Origin of the sequence: Shewanella marisflavi (assembly GCF_002215585.1) — a bacterium.
In the GTDB taxonomy this organism is placed as follows: domain Bacteria; phylum Pseudomonadota; class Gammaproteobacteria; order Enterobacterales; family Shewanellaceae; genus Shewanella; species Shewanella marisflavi.
Genome location: NZ_CP022272.1, coordinates 2,062,266 through 2,084,737 on the forward strand (window position 1 = coordinate 2,062,266; position 22,472 = coordinate 2,084,737).

The 22,472-nt window shown below is 47.8% G+C and carries 17 protein-coding genes and 8 tRNA genes; 8 read left to right on the forward strand and 17 right to left on the reverse strand.

Annotation, left to right across the window (positions count from 1 at the left end; translation table 11 throughout):
* Positions 1 to 75 precede the first annotated feature (75 nt).
* The 6 genes from CFF01_RS08960 to CFF01_RS08985 all read right to left on the reverse strand — a co-directional run bounded on the left by CFF01_RS08960 (position 76) and on the right by CFF01_RS08985 (position 2,625).
* Positions 76 to 2,004, reverse strand: a complete 1,929-nt coding sequence (locus tag CFF01_RS08960; protein WP_088904572.1) for an EAL domain-containing protein — start codon at positions 2,002 to 2,004, stop codon at positions 76 to 78.
* A gap of 115 nt (positions 2,005 to 2,119) precedes the next feature.
* A tRNA-Asn gene (locus CFF01_RS08965) sits at positions 2,120 to 2,195 on the reverse strand.
* A gap of 26 nt (positions 2,196 to 2,221) precedes the next feature.
* Positions 2,222 to 2,297 (reverse strand) — tRNA-Asn (locus tag CFF01_RS08970).
* Positions 2,298 to 2,334: 37 nt separating this feature from the next.
* A tRNA-Asn gene (locus CFF01_RS08975) sits at positions 2,335 to 2,410 on the reverse strand.
* Positions 2,411 to 2,435: 25 nt separating this feature from the next.
* A tRNA-Asn gene (locus CFF01_RS08980) sits at positions 2,436 to 2,511 on the reverse strand.
* Between the two features lie 38 nt (positions 2,512 to 2,549).
* Positions 2,550 to 2,625, reverse strand: a tRNA-Asn gene (locus CFF01_RS08985).
* A 745-nt stretch (positions 2,626 to 3,370) separates the two neighbouring features.
* Here CFF01_RS08985 and uvrB point away from each other — a divergent pair.
* The gene (uvrB, locus tag CFF01_RS08990) at positions 3,371 to 5,389 is read left to right on the forward strand and encodes an excinuclease ABC subunit UvrB (protein ID WP_088904573.1); all 2,019 of its coding nucleotides are present in this window, start codon (positions 3,371 to 3,373) and stop codon (positions 5,387 to 5,389) included.
* A gap of 142 nt (positions 5,390 to 5,531) precedes the next feature.
* On the opposite strand, the gene rrtA is transcribed toward uvrB, so the two are convergent.
* Both rrtA and queC read right to left on the reverse strand, forming a co-directional pair.
* A complete protein-coding gene (gene rrtA / locus CFF01_RS08995) occupies positions 5,532 to 6,116 on the reverse strand; it encodes a rhombosortase (RefSeq protein ID WP_088904574.1) in 585 nt (194 codons plus the stop codon).
* Entirely contained in the window at positions 6,110 to 6,793 is a 684-nt protein-coding gene (queC, locus tag CFF01_RS09000) for a 7-cyano-7-deazaguanine synthase QueC (protein WP_033538120.1), read from the reverse strand. Before queC ends, rrtA begins: the two co-directional genes overlap by 7 nt.
* Before the next feature lie 183 nt (positions 6,794 to 6,976).
* Here queC and queE point away from each other — a divergent pair, with 183 nt between their 5' ends.
* Positions 6,977 to 7,645 (forward strand): 7-carboxy-7-deazaguanine synthase QueE, encoded by a 669-nt coding sequence (queE, locus tag CFF01_RS09005; protein WP_033538121.1) that lies wholly within the window; start codon positions 6,977 to 6,979, stop codon positions 7,643 to 7,645.
* A gap of 84 nt (positions 7,646 to 7,729) precedes the next feature.
* Here the strand turns inward: queE and CFF01_RS09010 are convergent, their stop codons facing one another.
* The 4 genes from CFF01_RS09010 to CFF01_RS09025 form a co-directional block, all read right to left on the reverse strand.
* Complete coding sequence (locus CFF01_RS09010) at positions 7,730 to 8,791, reverse strand: PLP-dependent cysteine synthase family protein (RefSeq protein WP_088904575.1); 1,062 nt, start codon at positions 8,789 to 8,791, stop codon at positions 7,730 to 7,732.
* Between the two features lie 184 nt (positions 8,792 to 8,975).
* Positions 8,976 to 9,060 (reverse strand) — tRNA-Tyr (locus tag CFF01_RS09015).
* 40 nt (positions 9,061 to 9,100) lie between these two features.
* Positions 9,101 to 9,185 (reverse strand) — tRNA-Tyr (locus tag CFF01_RS09020).
* A gap of 31 nt (positions 9,186 to 9,216) precedes the next feature.
* Positions 9,217 to 9,301: transfer RNA gene (locus tag CFF01_RS09025), tRNA-Tyr, on the reverse strand.
* 125 nt (positions 9,302 to 9,426) lie between these two features.
* Here CFF01_RS09025 and CFF01_RS09030 point away from each other — a divergent pair.
* The 3 genes from CFF01_RS09030 (at position 9,427) to CFF01_RS09040 (ending at position 12,607) form a co-directional block, all read left to right on the forward strand.
* The gene (locus tag CFF01_RS09030) at positions 9,427 to 9,915 is read left to right on the forward strand and encodes a VC2046/SO_2500 family protein (protein WP_088904576.1); all 489 of its coding nucleotides are present in this window, start codon (positions 9,427 to 9,429) and stop codon (positions 9,913 to 9,915) included.
* Between the two features lie 91 nt (positions 9,916 to 10,006).
* Entirely contained in the window at positions 10,007 to 10,294 is a 288-nt protein-coding gene (locus CFF01_RS09035) for a DUF406 family protein (protein ID WP_088904577.1), read from the forward strand.
* Positions 10,295 to 10,444: 150 nt separating this feature from the next.
* On the forward strand, positions 10,445 to 12,607 hold the full coding sequence (locus tag CFF01_RS09040; protein ID WP_088904578.1) for a putative bifunctional diguanylate cyclase/phosphodiesterase: 2,163 nt from the start codon (positions 10,445 to 10,447) through the stop codon (positions 12,605 to 12,607).
* 24 nt (positions 12,608 to 12,631) lie between these two features.
* Here CFF01_RS09040 and CFF01_RS09045 read toward each other — a convergent pair whose 3' ends face one another.
* Together CFF01_RS09045 and CFF01_RS09050 are read right to left on the reverse strand one after the other, a co-directional pair.
* Positions 12,632 to 13,111 (reverse strand): YchJ family protein, encoded by a 480-nt coding sequence (locus CFF01_RS09045; protein ID WP_088904579.1) that lies wholly within the window; start codon positions 13,109 to 13,111, stop codon positions 12,632 to 12,634.
* Positions 13,104 to 13,670 carry a YybH family protein gene (locus CFF01_RS09050; protein WP_033538126.1) on the reverse strand — a complete coding sequence of 189 codons (567 nt, stop codon included), beginning with the start codon at positions 13,668 to 13,670 and terminating at the stop codon, positions 13,104 to 13,106. Before CFF01_RS09050 ends, CFF01_RS09045 begins: the two co-directional genes overlap by 8 nt.
* Positions 13,671 to 14,005: 335 nt before the next feature.
* Here CFF01_RS09050 and smrA point away from each other — a divergent pair, with 335 nt between their 5' ends.
* Entirely contained in the window at positions 14,006 to 14,596 is a 591-nt protein-coding gene (gene smrA / locus CFF01_RS09055; protein WP_088904580.1) for a DNA endonuclease SmrA, read from the forward strand.
* Between the two features lie 100 nt (positions 14,597 to 14,696).
* Here smrA and CFF01_RS09060 read toward each other — a convergent pair whose 3' ends face one another.
* Positions 14,697 to 16,568, reverse strand: coding sequence for a M2 family metallopeptidase (locus CFF01_RS09060; protein WP_088904581.1), 1,872 nt, complete (start codon positions 16,566 to 16,568; stop codon positions 14,697 to 14,699).
* A gap of 196 nt (positions 16,569 to 16,764) precedes the next feature.
* On the opposite strand from CFF01_RS09060, the gene CFF01_RS09065 reads away from it, so the two are divergent.
* Positions 16,765 to 17,403: a TetR/AcrR family transcriptional regulator gene (locus CFF01_RS09065; protein WP_033538129.1), complete on the forward strand. Its 639-nt coding sequence runs from the start codon at positions 16,765 to 16,767 to the stop codon at positions 17,401 to 17,403.
* 8 nt (positions 17,404 to 17,411) lie between these two features.
* The gene (locus CFF01_RS09070; protein WP_088904582.1) at positions 17,412 to 19,688 is read left to right on the forward strand and encodes an acyl-CoA dehydrogenase; all 2,277 of its coding nucleotides are present in this window, start codon (positions 17,412 to 17,414) and stop codon (positions 19,686 to 19,688) included.
* Between the two features lie 65 nt (positions 19,689 to 19,753).
* Here CFF01_RS09070 and pyk read toward each other — a convergent pair whose 3' ends face one another.
* Entirely contained in the window at positions 19,754 to 21,193 is a 1,440-nt protein-coding gene (pyk, locus tag CFF01_RS09075) for a pyruvate kinase (protein WP_033538131.1), read from the reverse strand.
* Positions 21,194 to 21,376: 183 nt separating this feature from the next.
* The gene (locus CFF01_RS09080) at positions 21,377 to 22,231 is read right to left on the reverse strand and encodes a MurR/RpiR family transcriptional regulator (RefSeq protein ID WP_033538132.1); all 855 of its coding nucleotides are present in this window, start codon (positions 22,229 to 22,231) and stop codon (positions 21,377 to 21,379) included.
* Positions 22,232 to 22,472 lie beyond the last annotated feature (241 nt).

Consider the following 22,472-nt stretch of genomic DNA (forward strand, 5'->3'; position numbering starts at 1 on the left):
GTTATCTATATCTAATTTATCGCTTATTATCAGCCTTTCGGCCGGGATAAACAACACAAAGAATGCAGGGATTAATTATCCAGCGGTCTGATTGCGCGCTGTTTGCTCATCCTTTGGTGATAAGGGCTTAGGCTTAGCGATGTAATAGCCTTGTAGGCCATCGACCAAAAGTTGTTCTAAGGCAAACTTTTCTTCCTGCTGTTCTATGCTGGACGCTATCACCTTGATTGACTGTTTTCGGGCAACATCGACAATCATCTTAACGAAGAAACGGTTGTTAGCGTCGCTGTCGATAGATTGGGAATAACTACCGTCGAGTTTGATAAAATCTGGCCGAACTTCTTTAAAGAATTTAAACGAGGTGAAGCCCATCCCAAAGTGCTCAACCGCGACCCGTGCACCAACACCATGCATATCGCGAACGAATTTGTGCGCCTGACTGATATTCGCTTGCATGCCGGCCTCGTTGACCTCAAGCACTATGCGTGAGGCGATTTGGCGCTGACGCACTAAGAGATCTCTGAGCCAAGCGGTAAAGTCTGGCTGATTCATCGAGGCGGTGCTGATATTGATCCCTAAGGCGCCGGTGAGCGTGGGTGTGTCAATCAGTAAACGTAGTGTACTTAAGATAATGATCTTATCGAGTTCGACACTCAGGCCATGACGTTCTGCCATAGCAATCACTGTACCTGTGGGCAGGAATTTACCTTCGGCACTGTAAAAGCGAGACAGCAGTTCGCTATAGATATTGTCGGCGCCACGGCAGGGTTGAATGTCCTGTGCTTGAAACTTAATCGCTCGGCGTTTAATGATATCTTCGATTGCCAGTTTCCAATGAGAATCGCCAATCAGTTCCTCATCGGTCAGTTTCTCCTGAATATGATAGCTGTTGGGACCTAGGGTCTGGGCTATGCTGACGGCTGCATCGGCGATATAGACGAGCGATAGGGCATCCCCCCCTTGCTGGTAGGGAACCAAGCCGATATAGGCGGTGGCGTCGAGATCGCTAGTTTGCTGGAATTCATCAAATTCCGCCTTTAACTTTTCTAAAGGCCCATGGGCATCTTTAAGGACTAGGTCGGGAATAAACACGGCAAAGTCGGCGCTTGAGAGTCGAAATGCTTCAATATTGGGGATCCCTTGTAGCGCCTTACGAATACAGTTAGCAACACCCGAAAGGTAATCGTCACCGGCGGCGCGCCCCATACTCTGGTTGACATGTCCCAGTTCGGTTGCCTTGATCATCGCCATCAACCCAATTCTGTCTTTACCTGGTTTGGCGATTGCATCAAGCTTTTCGGTAAATTTAGGGCGCGTGCCAAAAAGGGTTATGGGATCTTGGTAAGCTTCTCGATTGAGCTGCTCATTATCCTTTTTTATCTTATCGAATTTCTCATGTAATGCGCTGCGACAATGCTCTATGGCCTTGCCTAAGGGTTTCAGCTCTCCTTTAAAACGCGAGTGTGCTATGGCGTCAAACTTAAGTTCAGCTAAGGTATCGAGTGCTTCAACGGCGTAACGAACACTGCGCTTTTGGCGATGTATGATGAGTGAGACCAATAGGGCAAGAACCAAATAGGTACCACCAATCCAATATAGGCTTTGTATAAATTGATTGACGGCGTCATTTGCGATGCCGCGGCTAGCGAGTTTAACCTGCAATCTACCCTGGGCGAGGGCCCGTGTGTCATCTCTTAGTTGGCTAAACAGCAATGTGGCAAGATCATGACTGGTTGGAATGAGCTGGCCATGGGTGTAATTCAGATTGCCATCTAGCTGATGCACATATTGAAAAAACTGAAAGTCATACTCTTTACTTAACAGCGCAAAGAGGGCTTTGCCATCTTCTGGGAGGGCTTGCTGCCAAAGAGGATTGGCTTGATATTCTTTAAGCTGGGTGTCGGCGAGCCTAACTATCTGCTGTTTTTGGCCTTGATAACCTATTGCTATCAGGGTCAGGCAAACTGCAATAAGAAGTAGATGAATTGATTTTCCAACGCCCATAAATAGTAACCTAAGACAATCGATTACTCATTCTAGCTAAATTTGAAACGGATAGTCTAACGCTTTATGGCAGATGAGATTTTTTAGACGAAGCGTGAGAGGATAACGAAGAAGATGGCTCCCCAGACTGGACTTGAACCAGTGACATACGGATTAACAGTCCGCCGTTCTACCGACTGAACTACTGGGGAATCTTTAGTGGAATAGGATAGTGAAGTGGCTCCCCAGACTGGACTTGAACCAGTGACATACGGATTAACAGTCCGCCGTTCTACCGACTGAACTACAGGGGAGTAGAAACTTCGCTATCTATATAAGTATAAGTATAAGTGGCTCCCCAGACTGGACTTGAACCAGTGACATACGGATTAACAGTCCGCCGTTCTACCGACTGAACTACTGGGGAACAGATACTTATATGGTTAAACATTTGGCTCCCCAGACTGGACTTGAACCAGTGACATACGGATTAACAGTCCGCCGTTCTACCGACTGAACTACTGGGGAACTACATAATGCTTAACTATCTTCTTCAATGACCGCTTTGGCTCCCCAGACTGGACTTGAACCAGTGACATACGGATTAACAGTCCGCCGTTCTACCGACTGAACTACTGGGGAATCGTATAAGCGACTCGTCGTTGAAGACGGAGCGCATATTAAATCGCTCTTACACACGAGTCAACTCGACTTGGCAAAAAAAGTGTAATTATGCTGTTAAGTGCTCATCTAATGCGCATAGTGATCGCTAAGTGGGCATTTTGGCTATTTCGCGGCCATATCTGGCTGAAAATTATCACCTATTAACGATTTTTCGACGGAGATTATGGCATGGCAAGCATTTTTGTCGGACAGTCGTATTTTCAAATGTAGTAAAATTTCATCTCATCAATGAAATCTCACCATTCGCTTAAATAGCCCTAAAGCCGCGATTCTCCTGAGGTTGCGCGACTTATCCACTAAATCTGTGGATAAACCTGTGGGTTAGGACGAAAACCTACGGTCAAAGCCCGATGGATTGGGACTTGTACTTAAAATGACGAGATTTAGCTACTCTTAATATTGTCACTGTTTATCAATAACTTATAAAAATCAAGCCCCGTAGAGCAATAAAAGTGGCGGCGTTACAAATATGTAATCAGATTTAGGCGATAACTTGTGTATTAATCTGGCTCTAGCCTTAGGTTTTTGGCTGTTTTTTAATCTAAAGGAGGAGGTTTCTACCTTGTACTAAAGTTACATGACAACTTGATGATGTTTAGGTGCTATTTTGGTTAAATCTGCTCGCGAATAAAAACAGGGTTCGCAATTGGCTAATGAGTTTGGGTCAATTAAGATAGGTGCACTGTTATAAAGGAGTGCACCATTGAGTGAATCAGCGTTCGACCTCGTATCTCAATATCAGCCGGCTGGCGATCAGCCTACAGCCATCAAGCAGCTCGTAGAGGGACTCGAATCCGGCCTGGCTAGTCAGACGCTGCTGGGGGTGACGGGCTCAGGCAAGACCTTTACCATTGCCAACGTCATTAAGCAGATGCAGCGCCCCACCATTATTATGGCGCCCAACAAGACCCTGGCGGCTCAGCTTTATGGCGAGATGAAGGAGTTCTTCCCTCATAATGCCGTTGAGTATTTTGTTTCCTATTACGACTATTATCAGCCCGAAGCCTATGTGCCTTCGACCAATACCTTCATCGAAAAGGACGCATCGGTTAACGCCCATATTGAGCAGATGCGCCTGTCGGCGACTAAGGCGTTGCTGGAACGCAAAGATGTGGTGCTGATCGCATCTGTCTCAGCCATTTATGGTTTGGGTGACCCTGAATCCTATATGAAGATGTTGCTTCATCTGCGCCAGGGCGATTTTATGGGCCAGCGCGAGATCCTTCAGCGCCTGAGTGAGTTGCAATATACCCGTAATGATATCGAGTTAGATCGCGGCACATTCAGGGTGCGTGGTGAGGTGATCGATATCTTCCCGGCGGAATCCGATAAGCAGGCGATCCGTGTTGAGTTGTTTGACGATGAGATCGACCGCCTCAGTCTCTTTGACCCACTGACTGGTCATATCTTACAGCGGATCGCACGTACCACGGTTTACCCCAAGACCCACTATGTGACGCCAAGAGAGAAGATCCTCGCAGCCACCGAGGAGATAAAGCAGGAACTGAGAGAGCGTAAACAGTATCTGCTGGACAATAATAAGTTGATCGAAGCTCAGCGTATCTCGGAGCGGGTGCAATATGATATCGAGATGATGACAGAGCTAGGCTACTGCTCCGGCATCGAAAACTACTCACGTTACCTGTCGGGTCGACGTCCAGGCGAGGGGCCACCAACCCTGCTTGATTATCTGCCGGCAGATGGTTTGCTGATCCTGGATGAGTCTCATGTGACTGTGCCTCAGATTGGCGCCATGTATAAAGGCGACAGGTCGCGCAAGATGAACCTGGTGGAATATGGTTTTCGTTTACCCTCGGCATTAGACAATCGCCCACTTAAGTTTGAAGAGTTCGAGTCGTTAATGCCCCAGACTATTTTTGTGTCGGCGACGCCTGCGCAATATGAACTCGATAAGAGTGAAGGGGAGATCGCCGAGCAGGTGGTCCGTCCTACTGGGCTGTTGGATCCAGAGATTGAAGTGAGGCCTGTGGCGATTCAGGTTGACGATCTCTTGTCTGAGGCGAATAAACGTGTGGCCGTTAACGAGAGGGTGTTGGTGACGACTTTGACCAAACGTATGGCTGAGGATCTCACCGAGTACCTGGACGAACATGGGGTTAAGGTACGCTATCTGCATTCAGATATAGATACTGTAGAGCGGGTCGAGATCATTCGCGATCTGCGTCTTGGGGTATTTGATGTGCTTGTGGGGATTAACCTACTCAGGGAAGGTTTGGATATGCCAGAAGTGTCGTTGGTGTGCATATTGGACGCCGACAAAGAGGGCTTCTTGCGCTCTGAACGTTCATTGATTCAGACCATTGGCCGAGCGGCGCGTAACGTTAACGGTAAGGTTATCCTCTACGGTGATAAGGTGACTAAGTCGATGGCCAAGGCGATAGGGGAAACCGAGCGGCGTAGAGAGAAGCAGCATAAATTCAATCAGGCCAATGGTATAACGCCTAAAGGGGTATCGAAAAAGATCGCCGATGTGATGGATCTTGGTGGTCATAACGAGCATACGGCTAAGGTGCTGCCGAAATATCATAAAGTGGCCGAGTCACGCACGACCTATGCTAAGCAAGATGCCGCGAGCCTCAGTCACCAGATCGATGAGCTGGAAAAACGTATGCATCAGCACGCCAGAGATCTTGAGTTTGAGCAGGCGGCGGCGCTGCGAGACGAAGTGTTGGCGTTGCGCGAAGCTCTGATTAAGGCTTAAGCGGTTAAGGTTTAGGCCTCCAAGGTTTGAGTCTTTAAGGTTTACGGGCTTAAAGCACGTCGGAGATGAAAAAGGCTAACCTGAGGTTAGCCTTTTTCATCGCCCCTATTGAGGCCATGTCCAGCGAGATCTGTCCGTAGGATTAACGGGCGAAACGCTTTAATTGGCGCAATAGCAGGAATAGTAAGATCCCGCTGACCACGCCTACCAGGTGCGCCTCGGTGGCGACCCTAGCGTCGATCAATTTGGTGATCTGATCGGTCGCGCCATAGTACTGTTCATAGGCTACCTTGGCACAGACCCCGGCAAATAATAGATAACCAGAGCGGATCTTCATCTGGATATCTTTCAGTGCGCCATAAGCAAACAGACCGTGCAACATGCCACTTAGCCCCACATAGCCGCTAAGGGTTGGGTAAAACCAATAGAGTCCCAGCCCCTGTAACAGGCAGAGCAGGAAAAATAATAAAGTGAAGTTACCGGCGCGGTAATGATTTTCGTGCAGGAAACTGATCACCCAGAGGCCGCCAAGATTCATCAGCAGGTGCCAATGATTGGTGTGTAGCAGGTTGCCCGTAAACAGGCGCCACCACTCGCCATGGGCGATAGCGGCGCGGCGAAAGGCCAGTGTGGCGTCCAGTTGCAGAAAATAGAGCAGGGCACACAGTATGCTTATGGCCAGCACCACACCATAGGGCGTGGCGCGTGACGTCAGGCGAGCTAACATGATGCGTCCAACTGCGCCATGACAGTCTCTTTATCGTCGAGATAATCTTGCAGCCCTTTGGCTCTCAAGAGGCAGGCTGGGCAGGTACCGCAACCGCTGCCCAGAATACCGTTATAGCAGGTCAGCGTCTGGTCGCGCACCAGCTCAAGCTGATGATACTTGTCGGCCAGTGCCCATGTTTGGGCCTTATTGAGCCACATCAAGGGGGTGACCAGCTTAAGTTCTCTATCCATGCCCAGTTCAAGCGCCGATTGCATCGCCTTGATAAATTGATCGCGGCAGTCTGGATAACCAGAGAAATCGGTTTCGCAAACACCAGTAATGACACTCTCGGCACCAAGCTGATAGGCGTAGATCCCGGCGAGCGTTAGAAACAGGATATTACGACCCGGCACGAAAGTGTTGGGTAAACCATTATCCATCAGCTCATTAGATACCGGAATCGCATCTCGTGTCAGGGCCGAGATAGCCAATTCATTCAGTACAGTGACATCCAGTATCTTGTGACTGGCGACATTAAGCTGCTGCCCCAATTGTTTGGCGGTTTCTATCTCTTGACTGTGCCGCTGGCCATAATCGAAGGTCACGGCATGCACCTCATCATATTGGCTGAGTGCTTGGATCAAACAGGTGGTGGAATCTTGCCCGCCACTAAATACAACAACGGCTTTAGACATTTTATGGGTCCGATAAAAAATTTTCCGATAGTTTAACTGACCCGCAAGGTCATGCAAATCTTCTTGGCCGGTTCGTTGGTATTTAGCGGTAAATTCAGGAATCCTCGATGAATTAATGGGGTTATACTTGCTTGTAGGGGCAAAATCTTCTATAAAAGCCGCCCCAAAGCGATGAGGTTAAAGATGAAGTATCCGGTCAATGAAGTTTTCGAAACCATACAAGGTGAAGGGGTTTACACCGGGGTGCCGGCGATATTTGTGCGCCTGCAAGGTTGCCCTGTGGGGTGCTCCTGGTGTGATACCAAACATACCTGGGAAACCTTGGCTGAAAATCGAGTCTCTTCTGAACAGGTGATCCAGGTAGACGGTACCATAGGCCGCTGGGCCGAACTGGATGCCAGAGAGTTACTGATGCACTTTAAGGTGCAGGGCTTTAGTGCAAAGCATGTGGTGATCACCGGCGGCGAGCCTTGTATCTATGATCTCACCGCTCTCACGCAATCTTTGGCCGATGCGGGGCTACAATGTCAAATCGAGACCAGTGGCACTTTCGATGTGCTGGTTGATCCCAGAGCCTGGGTGACGGTTTCTCCTAAGGTCAATATGAAAGGGGGCTTCAAGGTCCTTGAGCAGGCGTTAGAGCGTGCCGATGAGATCAAACACCCTGTGGCTAAGGCATCGCATATTGAAGAGCTTGATGAGCTATTAAAGGGGGTCGATACCTTGGGTAAGACTATCTGCCTGCAGCCCATTAGCCAGAAGCCGCGCGCCACTGAGTTGGCGATGAAAGTGTGTATCGAGCGAAATTGGCGTTTATCGATACAGACCCATAAGTATCTCAATATCGATTAACCTCATCAAGATTGACGGTGGTGTGCACCGTCAATCTCTTACCCGCCAACTTTTCTATTCAAATCATTGTCTAGCGACAGCCGATTAATCAAGTCGACCCGTGTGGTTAAACTCGGCGAGCTTATCCTCATAGTATTTGATATCGCCTATGTGGCTTGAGACCCACTCGCTGTCGTAGTAAGTGTCCAGGTAGCGCTCGCCCGCATCACACAACAGGGTCACTATAGACCCGCTTTGAGTTTGGCTATGCATCTCACTGGCAAGTTGCAAGGCGCCATAAAGATTAGTCCCTGTAGAGGGGCCAGCTTTGCGACCAATCAAGCGTTCTAGCCAATAGATGGTGGCGATCGAGGCACTATCATCTATCTTGACCATGTGATCGACCACCCCCGGAATGAATGAGGGTTCGGCTCTGGGGCGGCCTATGCCTTCGATGCGGCTGGCGTTGGCGCAGCTAATGCTGGCGTCGCCGCTATGGAAATAGTCATAGAATACCGAGTTTTCTGGATCGACGACACAGAGTTTAGTGTCGGCGCGCTGATAACGAATGTAGCGGCCTATCGTCGCCGACGTGCCGCCAGTGCCTGGGCTCATTACGATCCAATTGGGTACCGGGTGGGGCTCCCTTTGCATCTGCTCGAAGATAGAGTTAGCAATATTATTGTTGCCGCGCCAATCGGTAGCACGCTCGGCGTAGGTGAATTGGTCCATATAGTGACCAGATAGCTCGTCTGCCAGACGCTGGGATTCGGCATAAATTTGACTGGAATGTCCGACAAAATGACACCGGCCGCCGTAAAACTCGATCTGCTGGATCTTTTTCTTGGCCGTGGAGGCGGGCATCACGGCGATAAATGGTAGTCCCAGCAGGCGAGCAAAATATGCTTCTGAGACAGCAGTGCTTCCCGATGAAGACTCTATGATGGGGGTATCTTTGGTGATCCAACCGTTACATAGGGCGTAGAGAAACAGAGATCTGGCCAGACGATGCTTTAAGCTGCCTGTCGGGTGCGTACTTTCATCTTTTAGGTAGATGTCGATGCCCGGCAACATAGGCAGATCTAACTTGATGAGATGAGTGTCTGCGCTGCGCTGGTAGTCGGCCTCGATTTTAGCGATGGCCTGATTGACCCAATTTTGTTCCATTCTTGCTCCAGAGGTTTTTGAGCGGTTAGTCGTTATAGCTTAACGAAATAAATTATAACGAAAAGGGGAATCGAATAGAAATGCGACCAGGTACATCAGATCTATTATGGCTTACTGTAATCGATGCAATTAGCTTTGGAATTTGATAGAAATTTGATTTTTGAATCAACAGGAAAGGAGAAAATGGTGGAGGGAGAAGGATTCGAACCTTCGAAGGCTGAGCCGTCAGATTTACAGTCTGATCCCTTTGGCCACTCGGGAACCCCTCCACAGATAACGCAGAATCACAATTTAATAAGAAGATAAAGATGGTGGAGGGAGAAGGATTCGAACCTTCGAAGGCTGAGCCGTCAGATTTACAGTCTGATCCCTTTGGCCACTCGGGAACCCCTCCACGAATATCTCTTTATTACATTGTAGGCAAATGGTGGAGGGAGAAGGATTCGAACCTTCGAAGGCTGAGCCGTCAGATTTACAGTCTGATCCCTTTGGCCACTCGGGAACCCCTCCTCAATTGCGGCGGCAATAGTAGTCAGAAACGCCGCCGCTGTAAAGTCCCTATTTGAAATAATTGCTAAAGTTATGTCGCAAGCGGTCGATTAAATAGCAACGAGCTGTTTTATTGATGTTTTTTTATGCGAACTAGTCAGTTGTTAATCAACGAAAATCATTTAGGGTCACGTCTTAACCAGGCGGTGACCGAGCATCGCCGTGGTGAGTTTGGCCTGCTTCTGGCGATGTTGTCGAGCGACGCTAGAGATCTGGCACAGTTTCATCTTGATGGGATGAACTTAGACAGCGAGGCAAAGTTAAAACGTCAATTTGATCTTCCAGAGCCACAAGCGTTAACGAGTGAGCTGCATAAAGGAATTGATTGCGACAATAGCGGCGCATTTCATCAGGCTGGTTTAAGCGGTTTTCATCTGCAGCAATATTTATCTCCTGAACCTTTAGTACACCGTGGTCGTGATCCGCTGGCGATGCAAGAGGCGTTGGCCAACTGTGATCCTATTACGGCTGCGCGTTTTCATGGCGAACTAACGGTTGATGCGCATCTGCTTGAGTTACCGCATTTTACTGAGCAGATTGTGAAGCAACGTGCGTTAGGTGACATTTTGGCATAGTCTTAAGTGCAGACGACTTGCTTTTGCTATATCGTGCGTTGTCGTGTTTAGCATTAAGCATTTTTCCATAATTTAATAGGTAGAAGTCAGCATGAAAAAGATTCAAGAAGGACAATCGGAATTGGTGAACGATACATGTACCGATTGCGGCAGTTACGCCGACATCGGCGCGGTGATCGATGAGTTTGACACTGTACTGACATTAGACCGTCAAGGAGAGAATGCCCAGGCAGAATTACAGAAGCTTGCCGACGCTGCTAAGGCTCGTTTTGATGGTGTGGTAAGTGAAATGACGACACTAGATGATGGTCAGCAACTGACGCTTACGTTCGGCTACAGCGCAGAGAAAATGATTTTTCAGCTAGAACATGGGTTGTAAGAGAATTTGCTGATTTTGGCTTGCTAGTGAGTAACTTGTTCGTGTAATGTTCACAGAATATTCTTATTAAAAATAACAACAATGTTTGTATTTGTGCTGCTCAGGGCAGTTTTTTTACCTCGATAACCTTGTTATCGGCTGTAGGATGTTATGATCAAACGCCAATTTCAGCATTTGCTCGAAATCATAGTCAATTCGACCGAAAAGCAAGAAGGTCAGTTTAAAGAGACGGCCGAGTTAGCTTGTCGTCTCTTAAGTCAATCGCTAGCGGTTGAACGTGTTGGCGTATGTTTATTTGATGTCGATAACGACACCACACAACTCATCGCGCAAGGCGATCAAAGTCTATCTTCCCTACGTCCTGTCCCCAGTCACTGCACTGCTTATCTCAATGAATTAAAGCTGCGTCGCATCATAGATGTCGTCGATGTCAATCGCGACAGCCGCGTCGATGAACTTAACCGCTATTTTTTCGATAATGAATTGGTTTCTCATCTTGATGTGGCTATTCGTATTAATGGCCATTTAGAGGGCGTTCTGTTTCTTGAGTCTAGTACTGCTCACCAATGGCAAGACAGTCAAATTCATGTCGCTTCACAAGTGGCCGATCAAGTCGCCTTGACCCTAGCGACTCAAAGAGCCTACGAGACAGATGAGCGCCTCAGTCTTTTTGTTAAAGCGATTGAACAGTCTGAACAGATCAGCATGGTGGTTAATCTTGCCACTAATAAAATTGAATTTGTTAATGAAGCCTATCAATCTATTTCGGGTGAGCTGAAACAACAGATATTGGGCAAGCCAATATCCTCGCTGGACTTCTTTAAGCAATCACCGACTCAAGCTGAGACGGTATTAGCCCAAGTAAAACAGGGGAAGATCACTAAAGGTAACACTCAGTTGGTTCGTCGTGATGGTGAAAGCTATTGGTTGCGTTATCGGGTACGCCCCTTTACCACGCCCAGAGGCAATCACTATGCCTTGGTAACTGCTGCAGATTGTACAGAAGAGCTACAACAACAAAATGAACTCGAACGCTTGGCCTGGCGATGTGCTTTAACCGGTCTTTATAATCGTAGTTATTTCAATAGAGCACTGGAAAGAGTCCAACACGGCCATCTGATGCTGATCGATCTTAGGGGATTTAAGCGGTTTAACGATACCTATGGTCACAAAAAAGGCGACAGTTTGCTGATAGAGATCGGTAGACGAATCAAACACTTCGGTAGTGTGAAAAAGGCTGAACTCATGGCAAGGGTAGGCAGCGATGAGTTTGCTTTGGTGGTCGAGGGCATTGAAGACGAGCAGAGTCTTGATTACGCCATCAAGCGCCTTTATCACCAACTTAGCTTACCGGTACAGGTTGGGGTAGAGTCTTTTGAGGCTAAACCTGCGTTGTCCGTGGTTGACATAGATGCCTTAGAGGCGGGTTTCTCGGCGCTTACTTGCGCCGATATTGCCGTACAGTACGCGAAGAAGAAACAGGGCAACGCAGTACAGATCTTTAATCACGCCTTGCTCAACACCTTCAAAGAAGACGCCCAAATTGAGCGAGAACTTCAAGCAGCTCTTAAAAATAGAGAGTTTGAACTTTATTATCAACCTCTTAAAGATCTTGGCCGTCAAGCTTATATAGGTGCAGAGGCCTTGATCCGCTGGCATCATCCCAAGAAAGGGGTGTTGTATCCTGGTGCTTTTATCGATATTGCCGAGCAAACGGGAATGATCGCTGCGATAGGCGAATGGGTGCTCGAAGCCGCCTGCCGTCAACTTAACCTATGGCAGCATCACAACATTAATATTTCAATGCACGTTAATGTTTCCGCTCGACAGTTTTTCAGCACTCAACTCTATGATCAGGTGTGGGAGTTGGTGACACGTTATCGGATTCGACCCAACAGCTTGATCCTGGAGATCACCGAAACAGAATTAATGGACGATGTCGTGTACGCCACTCATCTGTGCAAAGAATTGGCAGAGCTTGGGGTTGGCTTGGCTATCGATGATTTTGGGACGGGTTATAGCTCTATGCGCTACCTTAAACAGTTCCCGATCTCTAAGTTGAAGATAGATAGATCTTTTATTTCAGATTTGAGTGTGAGCCGCGAAAGTCGTGAAATCGTTAGTGCCATCATAGCCATGGCTAAAGCATTAAATATTTCACTAACCGCTGAAGGGGTTGAGACGGCGGAGCAGGAAACCTTCTTGTCGGCGTTAAGTTGTCATCAAGCCCAAGGATTCCTCTATAGTCCGGCGCTAAGAGAAGCTGAGTTCAGTCAATTTTTGAAACGTAACGCTGCGACTGAGTACCACTAAGGTTTAATAGATACCAAAGCGTTTTTAGCCTCGGCAACACTGCTTAAATTTTTTGCCACTATTGCAGATACAAGGGTCATTACGTCCCGGGTATATGGGGGCGAATTGCTGTCCTTGGGTGTACCACCAACGTCCCGACTGTTTGACAAAAGAGGAGCGTTCGTGAATGGCATCTATACCTTCCTCGGTTTGATACCAGGCTTGAAACTCTACTAGTCCACAGTCTTGTTCAACACGACTTTTAGCGACGCTCAACCCCAACCATTTTGTATGATTATCCTCATCTAAGATCTGCACACTTAAACCGTTAAGGTGATCGGGATGGTGAGTGTCGATCAGGTACTGATGCTGTTTTAACACAAAGGCGCTATAGCGACTGCGCATCAGGCTTTCTGGATCGGATGCTAATTGACCTTGGTGGTATGGCAAACAGCATTCTTGATAGCTTAAAAGGCGTTCAGTCAGTTTCCTGCCGCAAGGACAAGGGAGTGAAGGATCAATCATGTTTGCTGTCTTGCTCGGTTAAAGTCGAAAATTGGCGGCCATAGTAGAGGTTTGGCAAAGGCTTGGCACTGTAATAGAAAGAGGGCTCTGAACGATTGTTGGTATCAACGGTAAGATACCATTTGCCATCTTCTTTTTTCTTAGAAACGATCACGAACTTACCGGCAAACTCGCTGACTGGCTCTTCGGTCTCTTTGGGCGGGTAGAAACGGATCAGATAATAGCCGACATCCGTGGCCTGCTCTTGTGCTAGCTGACGTTCGATAACGCGAAAATCCACCTCGATATGAGCGTTTTTGTGCTTAATTTTACCGAAGAATCGCTTGTACAGGGCTATGATGTTGTCACGCCCCATGGTGATCTCTTTATTTTGTTGTTCAGGAATATAGCAAGCATTCTCGGCGTAGATATCTTGGATCACCTCGACATCGAGCTGTTCAAAAGCCATGCTGAACTGCTTATAAAAATGATTTAACGCGTCGTTGTCGTTATTTTGGGCGAGAGTGTTGAAATTGATAACACACAGACCAACGACAAGGACAAATTTGAGGAGTTTCATTTAGCTACACGCTTCTGCTAATACTAGGCTCACTATAATCTAAGCCCTAATGATGCGAAAGTTTTAGTTCTTAACAAATTGTGTATCTACTACTCAATGCTTTTTTTTCAACATAAAGCGTCAGTTAGCTGCTTTAAATGTGTATTGGTCTTGATGTAAAAGATCTTGTAGCCGCGAGTTTTCAGCATAAACAGAGGCTAAATTTGAAGCATTCAGAATCTGTAAGTGCTGTCTGGCTTGAGTTTTGGAATCAGTATACGGATACTTTCTGTTGTAATAGCGTATGTGAGAGTCAACTGGGCACTGGTCACATAGATGAAGTGGGGGAATAGGGTATGAGTGAAGATGATAGCGTACTTTTTCTCGCTTCGATGCAAGGGGTTAAGCCATTAAAGTCGAGCCAAGTAGCGACGCTGCATGGTGCAAATAATCAGCACAGCGATCAACTACGCCATCAGGCGGCACAGCGCCGTTTGGCCTTAGATAAGTTGTCGCTCGATCTGGCTGAGATCACGCCCATCGCGCCGGATGCCGTAGTAAGCGTTAAAAAGGAAGGCGTCCAGGGCCAGGTGTTTAAGTTATTTCGCCAGGGTAAATATGAAGTTCAGGCCGACCTAGACCTTAAAGGGATAGCTCTGCCTAGAGCACGCGAACTCTTGTATGATTTTGTGGTGAATAGCCAACAGGCAGGGTTTCGTAACCTCATAGTGATCCATGGTACTGGTGTGAATAACCAGCCATTTCCGGCGAAACTCAAGTCTTGTGTTACTGCCTGGCTTGAAGAGATCCAAGGGGTGCAGGCTTTTCATTCAGCGCCTAAAATCTGGGGCGGTGCTGGGGCCATGATGGTGATGTTGGCCAAATCTAGTCAAGATAAGCTAGAAACGGCCGAGCAGCATCAAAAAGGTCAACATAGATGGGCTTGATGGCATAAAAAAATCACCTTAAAAAAGGTGACTTTTTTATTGTACAGGGCCTAATTAAGCCCCTTGCGGGGCTATTCTTTTTGAGGCTAGCAGGAGTGGCTTACCAACCACACTGACGATTCGCCTGTTTATTCTGCTCATCTAGCCAAACTTTCAGTGGCGCAAAGTAGTCCAGCACCGCCGAGGCATCCATCTCCTGTTTGCCGGTGACCACTTCAAGCGCTTCTGGCCAAGGCTTACTTTGACCCATCTCTAACATGGCATTAAGTTTCGCGCCGGCTTCCTTGTTCCCATAGATGCTGCAACGATGCACTGGCCCCTTATCGCCCGCGATATCACACAGCGCCTTATGGAACTGGAACTGTAGTATGTGAGCCAGGAAGTAGCGAGTATAAGGTACGTTACCGGGAACATGGTATTTGGCGCCGGGATCGAAGTCCGCTTCGCTGCGCACCACTGGCGCTTTCACACCTTGATACTTTTCTCTTAATTGCCACCAGGCCTGGTTATATTGAGCCGGGGTGATCTCACCACTGAACACCTTCCAGCGCCATTGGTCGATCATCAGGCCAAAGGGTAAGAAGGCAACCTTGTCTAGTGCCTGCTTTAGCAATAGACCAATATCTTTAGACGCATCGGGTACCTCATCGAGCAGGCCGATTTGCTTGAGATAATTTGGTGTGATCGACAGCGCGACCGTGTCACCAATGGCTTCATGGAAGCCGTCGTTAGCGCTGTTTTTAAAGATGAAAGGTTGGTCTTTATAAGCACGTTGGTAGAAGTTATGCCCCAGCTCATGATGGATCACGGTGAAGTCTTCAGCGGTTTTCTGAATACACATCTTAATGCGGATATCATCCAGGTTATCCAGATCCCACGCCGAGGCATGACAAACAACATCACGATCTTTAGGTTGTACGAAGAGTGAACGGCTCCAGAAAGTGTCTGGTAGCGGCTCGAAACCTAAGGATGTGAAAAAGCCTTCAGCCTGTTTAACCATCTTATGTTCATCATAACCCTGCTTAGCAAGCAGCTCGGTGACATCATAACCAGGATCGGCATTTTCAGGCGCGACAAGATCATAAATGTTACCCCATTGCTGGGCCCACATATTACCTAAGAGGTGGGCAGGGATTGGACCTTGCTCCGGCGCAACTTCGTCACCATACTGCTCGTTGAGCTCGCCTCTGACATAGCAGTGCAGGGATTCATATAATGGTGATACCTGACCCCAGAGTCGGTCGAGTTCGTCTGAGAAGGCATCTGGCTGCATGTCATACTGGCTGCGCCAAAGTTCAGATAGGTTGGCGTAGCCAAGATCTTTTGCGCCCTCGTTAGCCAGTTCAACTTCACGTTCAAACAGCGGGCGCATAGGTTTGGCGATAGCTCGCCACCCTTGCCATATCGCCTCGAGTTCTTGGGGATTGCGTGAACTGGCCATAATGCCTGAGAGCTCTGGTTGCGTTAGGCAGCGACCGTCTTCCAGGCAATATTTGCCCTTACCGTAAAGGCCATTCAGCTCGGCGCTGATGTTTGCCAGTTCCGCATTCTTTTTCGGGTCTAATGGTGCGGGTAAAACTAACGCGCTACGTAAGATGTTGAGTTTACGTTTATCGGTATCATTGAGTGGCAGTTGAGTGTAGTTAGCCGCTTGAGTGGCTAGTTGTACCGACAGCGCGGTTTGGCGCTCACCCACAGAGGCCGCGAGGGCTGCCGTGTCTTCGGTGATAAAATTACTGTAGATCCACTCGGCGCGATTTTGTTCAATGGAGAGCGAGGCGAGTTCTGACTCGGCTTTAGCGATAAATGTTTTAGCGTCTTCGATGCTGGCCACGGGGTTGGTGGCATTATCTGTGCTGGCTTGCTGTGGGTTAGTTTGTTTCGTATTAGCATCACTTTCACAGCCGCTTGCGCCGAGAGTTAACGCAATGACCATGGCAAGTGGGGTCAATTGTGCACGAATGGGGATCATAAGAGCTTCCTTTGTTATTTTTGTGTGGCATAGTTTACTCAATCTCGCCAAAGTTTACAGTCTATTAACTGCTGTCACTTCGTTTTACCCAATTAAGTACCTGGTTTACTTCACCTGCAGGAGAATTACATTTGACAATAACCGTACCAGTGTTTAATTTAAACAAACGTTTAAATCAGAGTTTGTAGGTCACGGAATGGCAAATCGATCCGACACAAAAACAAGAATACTGGATGCAGCAGAAAAGTTATTTGCCGAGCGCGGCTTTTCAGAAACCTCTTTGCGTCTTATCACTAGTAAGGCAGAGGTAAACCTTGCATCGGTTAACTATCATTTTGGCTCTAAAAAAGAGCTGATCCGCGCAGTATTGGCCCGCTATTTAGATAGGTTCATGCCTGACGCGTCAAAAGAGTTAGTGCAATTAAAACAAGACAGAGAACCTAGCCTTAATGAGATCTTCTCATCTCTTGTTAAGCCGCTTCTTGAGCTCAACAAGTTTAAAAGTGATGGTACGCGTACTTTCTTACAACTCTTGGGGCGCGGCTATATTGAAAGCCAGGGGCACCTGAGATGGTTCATCACCACACATTATGGTGAACATCTCAGTGAATTTGTTAAAGCCGTTGCTGAGAGCGCGCCACATATTCCCCCCGCCGAGATGTTTTGGCGATTACACTTTACCTTAGGCACAGTGGTATTCACCATGGCCTCAGCCGATGCGCTGACCGAAATCGCCGAAGCCGATTTTAATGAGCATAATGATATTGAAGCTGTGATCCGTAAGGTGATCCCATATTTGGCTGCCGGTGTGGCAGTGCCTGTAACCACCGACTAGGGGGCTGTATGACACTCTTTATCTTGGCACTATTGGTGATAATAGTGCTTTTCGGCGTTAAAAATATACGCATGCAGTTTATTACGCGGCCTGTGTTTGCTTTCTTTAAGAAGGTGTTGCCTCCTTTGTCTGACACAGAGAAAGAGGCGATGGAAGCTGGCGATGTGTGGTGGGAAGCTGAGCTCTTCAGGGGCAAGCCAAACTGGGATACCTTGCATAGCTACGGGCGTCCTCAATTGACTGAAGAGGAAAAGGCGTTTATCGATGAGCAGGTGATGACTGCCCTGACGATGATCGACGACTTTAACATAGTTCAGGAACGTAAAGATCTACCGCCTGAACTCTGGGACTACTTCAAGAAAGAGGGCTTTTTCGCCCTGATCATTCCTAAAGAATATGGTGGTAAGGCTTTCTCTGCTTACGCCAACTCAACCATTGTCAGTAAGCTGGCCAGTCGTAGTGTTAGCGCTGCGGTGAGCGTCATGGTGCCAAACTCTCTTGGTCCTGGCGAGTTACTGACCCATTACGGCACCAAAGAGCAGCGTGATCATTGGTTGCCACGCTTGGCGAGCGGAGAAGCTGTGCCTTGTTTTGCACTGACAGGTCCTGAGGCGGGCTCTGATGCCGGCGCCATACCTGATGAAGGTATAGTGTGCCGTGAAAAGTTCCAAGGTGAAGAGGTGTTAGGCCTCAAGTTAACCTGGGATAAGCGCTATATTACTCTGGCGCCTGTTGCCACAGTACTGGGGTTAGCATTTCAGATGCGAGATCCCGAAGGCCTGTTAGGTGACAAGGTCGACCTTGGCATTACCTGCGCGTTAATTCCAACGGATCATCCAGGTGTCGAAATCGGTAGTCGTCATAATCCGCTCAATATGGGCTTTATGAATGGGACGACCCGTGGCCAAGACGTGTTTATTCCGCTCGATTGGATCATTGGTGGCCCTCAATATGCGGGGCGCGGCTGGCGTATGCTGGTTGAGTGCCTGTCTGCCGGTCGTGGGATATCACTGCCTGCATTGGCGACGGCTTCTGGCCATGTGGCGACTAAGACAACCACTGCTTATAGCGCTGTACGTCATCAGTTTGGTTTGGCCATCGGCCAATTTGAAGGGGTGCAAGAAGCGCTTGCGCGTATCATTGCGAACACCTACCAACTAGAGGCTGCGCGGAGATTAACAACAACGGGTATCGATCTTAAGGTGAAGCCCTCTGTCGTGACCGCTATTGCCAAATATCATATGACTGAGATGGGCCGTGATGTACTTAACGATGCCATGGATATTCAATCAGGCAAGGGGATCCAACTGGGGCCGAAGAACTACCTGGGCCATGGATATATGGCTACACCTATCTCAATTACTGTTGAAGGGGCCAATATTCTCACCCGTAGCCTGATGATATTTGGTCAGGGCGCCACCCGCTGTCATCCTTATGTGTTGGCGGAGATGGAAGCGGCGGCGATGGAAGATATGGGTGATGCTTTAGAGCGTTTCGATAACCTGCTGTTGGGTCATATCGGCTACGCCAGTCGAAATGCCTTAAGTTCACTATGGAGCGCCTTAACCGCCAGTCGCTTCAATAGCGCGCCAGTCTCTGGTGAGACTACACAATACTATAAAGATATGACTCGCCTGTCTGCTGCGCTGGCCTTTGTGACTGACTTGTCTATGTTGGTCATGGGCGGCGATCTCAAACGCAAAGAGATGCTTTCAGCAAGGCTAGGGGATGTGTTGAGTGAGCTTTATCTTGGCTCAGCCACCCTTAAGTTGTTTGAGGATAATGGCCGCCAGCAAGACGATCTGCCTACAGTGCATTATGTGATGCAGTTGAGGTTGCACAGAGCTGCCAAGGCACTCTATGGCGCATTACGTAATTTCCCTAATCGACCGCTGGCCTACATTATGCGCGCCTTGGTGTTCCCTCTGGGTAATCATTTTAATGGGCCAGACGACAAGCTAACCGTAGATGTCTGCCAAAGCATGCTCAGACCCGGCCCTGGTCGTGACAGACTGACTCATCTGTGTCCCGATTTTGAAGGAGACAAGGGCGGAATTGCTGAGGTAGAGCAGGCGTTTATGGCTCAGTACAAGGTTAAGCCTCTGTTGAAGAAACTGCGCTTAGCGCAAAAAGAGGGTAAGCTGGATCGTCAACTAGTACCTGAGCGTCTCTATGCCCAGGCACTTGAGTTGAAGATCATCTCAAGTGACGAGCATGAGGCCTTACTTAACGCCGATAAACTACGTCAAATTGCTATCGCCGTAGATGAGTTTGAAAGTCTCTAAGGGTGATCAAATATTTGAGGCATAAAAAAAGGTACGCAATGCGTACCTTTTTTATTCGTCACAAGTTATGCGACGATCAGTATCTTACAGGTATTGGTGCCGCCGATGGTTTCCATGGCATCGCCTTTGGTCATCAGTACCAAATCACCCGATGTCAGATAACCCGCTTCGGTTAGGGATTCTAATGCTTTCTTAGCGAGTTCATCAGCGCCATAAGCAGTAGAGTCAAAATATACAGGTTGAACACCACGGTACAATGCCATTTTAGCCAGGGTGACTTCATGACGTGACAGCGCCAAGATAGGCAGTGCTGAGCTGATACGAGACATTAGCTGTGGCGTTGCACCAGACTCTGTCAGGGCAACGATTGCCTTAACGCCTTCCATGTGGTTCGCGGCATACATAGTTGATAGCGCGATAGTCTCTTCAACAGAGGTAAAGCGCTCGTCCATACGGTGCTTAGACACCTGCACACTTGGATGAGCCTCGGCGCCTAAACAGACGTTAGCCATCGCCTTAACGGTTTCCTCAGGGAAATCGCCAGCAGCGGTTTCTGCCGATAGCATGACCGCATCTGTGCCATCAAGCACGGCATTGGCGACGTCCATCACCTCTGCACGAGTCGGCATAGGGCTAGAGATCATCGACTCCATCATTTGAGTAGCGGTGATCACGCTCTTGTTAAGCTGACGAGAACGGCTGATAAGCTTCTTCTGTACAGCGACGAGTGCCGCATCACCGATCTCTACACCTAAGTCACCACGAGCAACCATGACGGCGTCCGAAGCCAAGATCACATCGTCCATCGCTTCATCGGAGACGACTGCTTCAGCGCGTTCGACTTTAGAAACGATCAATGCATTACTACCAGCCTTTTGAGCCAGTTCTCGTGCATAGTTAAGATCGGCACCGCTACGAGGGAAAGAGACAGCCAAGTAATCCACTTTAATGGCTGCTGCCGTGACGATATCTCGCTTATCTTTTTCAGTCAGTGCCGCCGCAGACAGGCCGCCACCTTTCTTATTGATCCCTTTATTATTAGATAGGGGACCAGCCACAGTCACTGTGGTGTGAACCTTATTACCTTCGACCTTTTCAACTTTAAGCTGAACACGGCCATCATCGAGCATTAGAATGTCGCCAATGCTGACATCTTGTGGCAACTCTTTGTAGTCGATCCCCACTTGGTTTTCGTCTCCTTGGCCTTTTTCTAAGTCGGCATCCAGAACAAATGCCTGACCTAAATTCAGTTGCACCTTCTTATTATCTTTGAAGGTAGACACGCGGATTTTAGGGCCTTGTAGATCACCAAGAATCGCGACATGAACACCCAGTTCTTTAGCGATATTGCGCACATCGGTCGCGCGCTTAAGGTGATCTTCTGGTGAACCATGTGAGAAGTTTAGACGAACAACATTTGCACCAGCTTTGATGATACGACGTAGATTGTCGTCACGATCGGTTGCTGGACCCAGAGTCGTTACAATTTTGGTTCTGCGGAACATGAGATACTCCGTTAAGTTTTAAATAATCTTACTCTATATTAACAGACAAAATGGAGTTTTGTAGGAAAATTACAGACAAAATGATCTATCTCAAATTATTAATTTTGTGAACTGCTCCGATTAAAAGTGAAAAAAAAGGCGGCTCTTGAGTTATTGGCCGCCTAATATCCTTTCAAAACTGGACTATAGTGTCGATTCTTTATCGATACGAGACTCTTTTAGCACCTCTTTGACTCGCTTCAAACTCTCTCTGAATCGAGGGCCGCGGCGTAGGGTAAAGCCGGTCGCCAATACGTCTACAATAACCAATTGCGCCAAACGTGAAGCCATAGGCAGATACATGTCGGTATCTTCAGGCACTTCCATGGTCACAGGCAGGGTAACCTCGCTGCTCAGGGGAGAGTTACGCGAGGTGATAGCAATAACGGCAGCGCCGTTCTCACGGGCCAATCGGGCGATATCGATAAGTGATTTGGTTCGGCCGGTATGGCTTATTAAGACGACTACATCACCCTCACTGCTGTTGATACAACTCATGCGCTGCATTAAGACATCATCGAAACAGATAACTGGCACATTGAAACGGAAAAACTTGTTTTGAGCATCATGGGCTACCGATGCTGACGCGCCAAGACCGAAGAAGGAGATTTTTTTCGCTTGTGTCAGGATATCAACCGCTTTATTGATGGCCGCTGTGTCCATGCTTTGTCGAGCGGTATCCAGCGCCGCCATTGAAGATTCAAAGATCTTGGTGGTATAGGAATCTGGGCTGTCATCTTCTTCTACGTGACGGCTAACATAAGGTGTACCGTTGGCGAGGCTCTGTGCTAGGTGCAGCTTGAAATCGGGAAAACCTTTAGTATCTAGCCGGCGGCAGAAACGGTTAACGGTTGGTTCACTCACGTCGGCCATTTTTGCCAAGGTAGCGATACTGGAATGAATTGCGGTTTGTGGCGACGCCAAGATCACCTCAGCCACTTTACGTTCTGACTTACTGAAATGGGTTAGGTTTTTCTGAACCTTTTCTAGGGTATTCATATGCGTACATCCACTGGATTGTAATGTAATTATATTTATTCTTTTATGTCATTATAGAAACAAACAAAAAGTGCTAAAGTTTGGATTATGTGACGAATTATGATCTAACTACAGAGCAAACTTTCTACTATATATAGTAATTTAATCACGAAAAGCATATCAGATTTTGATGTCTTGTTGCTAGTTTACTGATAGGTCATTTTTTGCAAAATTTAGATGCAATTAACAAATTCTGTTGTTA

What these genes read in the sequence shown, in the direction of transcription:
- CFF01_RS09050 (WP_033538126.1), bottom strand. Translation starts at nt 13,670, where the DNA reads ATGAAACTCCTCAAATTTGTCCTTGTCGTTGGTCTGTGTGTTATCAAT.
- CFF01_RS09040 (WP_088904578.1), top strand. Translation starts at nt 10,445, where the DNA reads ATGATCAAACGCCAATTTCAGCATTTGCTCGAAATCATAGTCAATTCG.
- smrA (WP_088904580.1), top strand. Translation starts at nt 14,006, where the DNA reads ATGAGTGAAGATGATAGCGTACTTTTTCTCGCTTCGATGCAAGGGGTT.
- rrtA (WP_088904574.1), bottom strand. Translation starts at nt 6,116, where the DNA reads ATGTTAGCTCGCCTGACGTCACGCGCCACGCCCTATGGTGTGGTGCTG.
- CFF01_RS09035 (WP_088904577.1), top strand. Translation starts at nt 10,007, where the DNA reads ATGAAAAAGATTCAAGAAGGACAATCGGAATTGGTGAACGATACATGT.
- CFF01_RS09060 (WP_088904581.1), bottom strand. Translation starts at nt 16,568, where the DNA reads ATGATCCCCATTCGTGCACAATTGACCCCACTTGCCATGGTCATTGCG.
- queC (WP_033538120.1), bottom strand. Translation starts at nt 6,793, where the DNA reads ATGTCTAAAGCCGTTGTTGTATTTAGTGGCGGGCAAGATTCCACCACC.
- CFF01_RS08960 (WP_088904572.1), bottom strand. Translation starts at nt 2,004, where the DNA reads ATGGGCGTTGGAAAATCAATTCATCTACTTCTTATTGCAGTTTGCCTG.
- CFF01_RS09065 (WP_033538129.1), top strand. Translation starts at nt 16,765, where the DNA reads ATGGCAAATCGATCCGACACAAAAACAAGAATACTGGATGCAGCAGAA.
- CFF01_RS09030 (WP_088904576.1), top strand. Translation starts at nt 9,427, where the DNA reads ATGCGAACTAGTCAGTTGTTAATCAACGAAAATCATTTAGGGTCACGT.
- CFF01_RS09045 (WP_088904579.1), bottom strand. Translation starts at nt 13,111, where the DNA reads ATGATTGATCCTTCACTCCCTTGTCCTTGCGGCAGGAAACTGACTGAA.
- queE (WP_033538121.1), top strand. Translation starts at nt 6,977, where the DNA reads ATGAAGTATCCGGTCAATGAAGTTTTCGAAACCATACAAGGTGAAGGG.
- pyk (WP_033538131.1), bottom strand. Translation starts at nt 21,193, where the DNA reads ATGTTCCGCAGAACCAAAATTGTAACGACTCTGGGTCCAGCAACCGAT.
- CFF01_RS09080 (WP_033538132.1), bottom strand. Translation starts at nt 22,231, where the DNA reads ATGAATACCCTAGAAAAGGTTCAGAAAAACCTAACCCATTTCAGTAAG.
- CFF01_RS09070 (WP_088904582.1), top strand. Translation starts at nt 17,412, where the DNA reads ATGACACTCTTTATCTTGGCACTATTGGTGATAATAGTGCTTTTCGGC.
- CFF01_RS09010 (WP_088904575.1), bottom strand. Translation starts at nt 8,791, where the DNA reads ATGGAACAAAATTGGGTCAATCAGGCCATCGCTAAAATCGAGGCCGAC.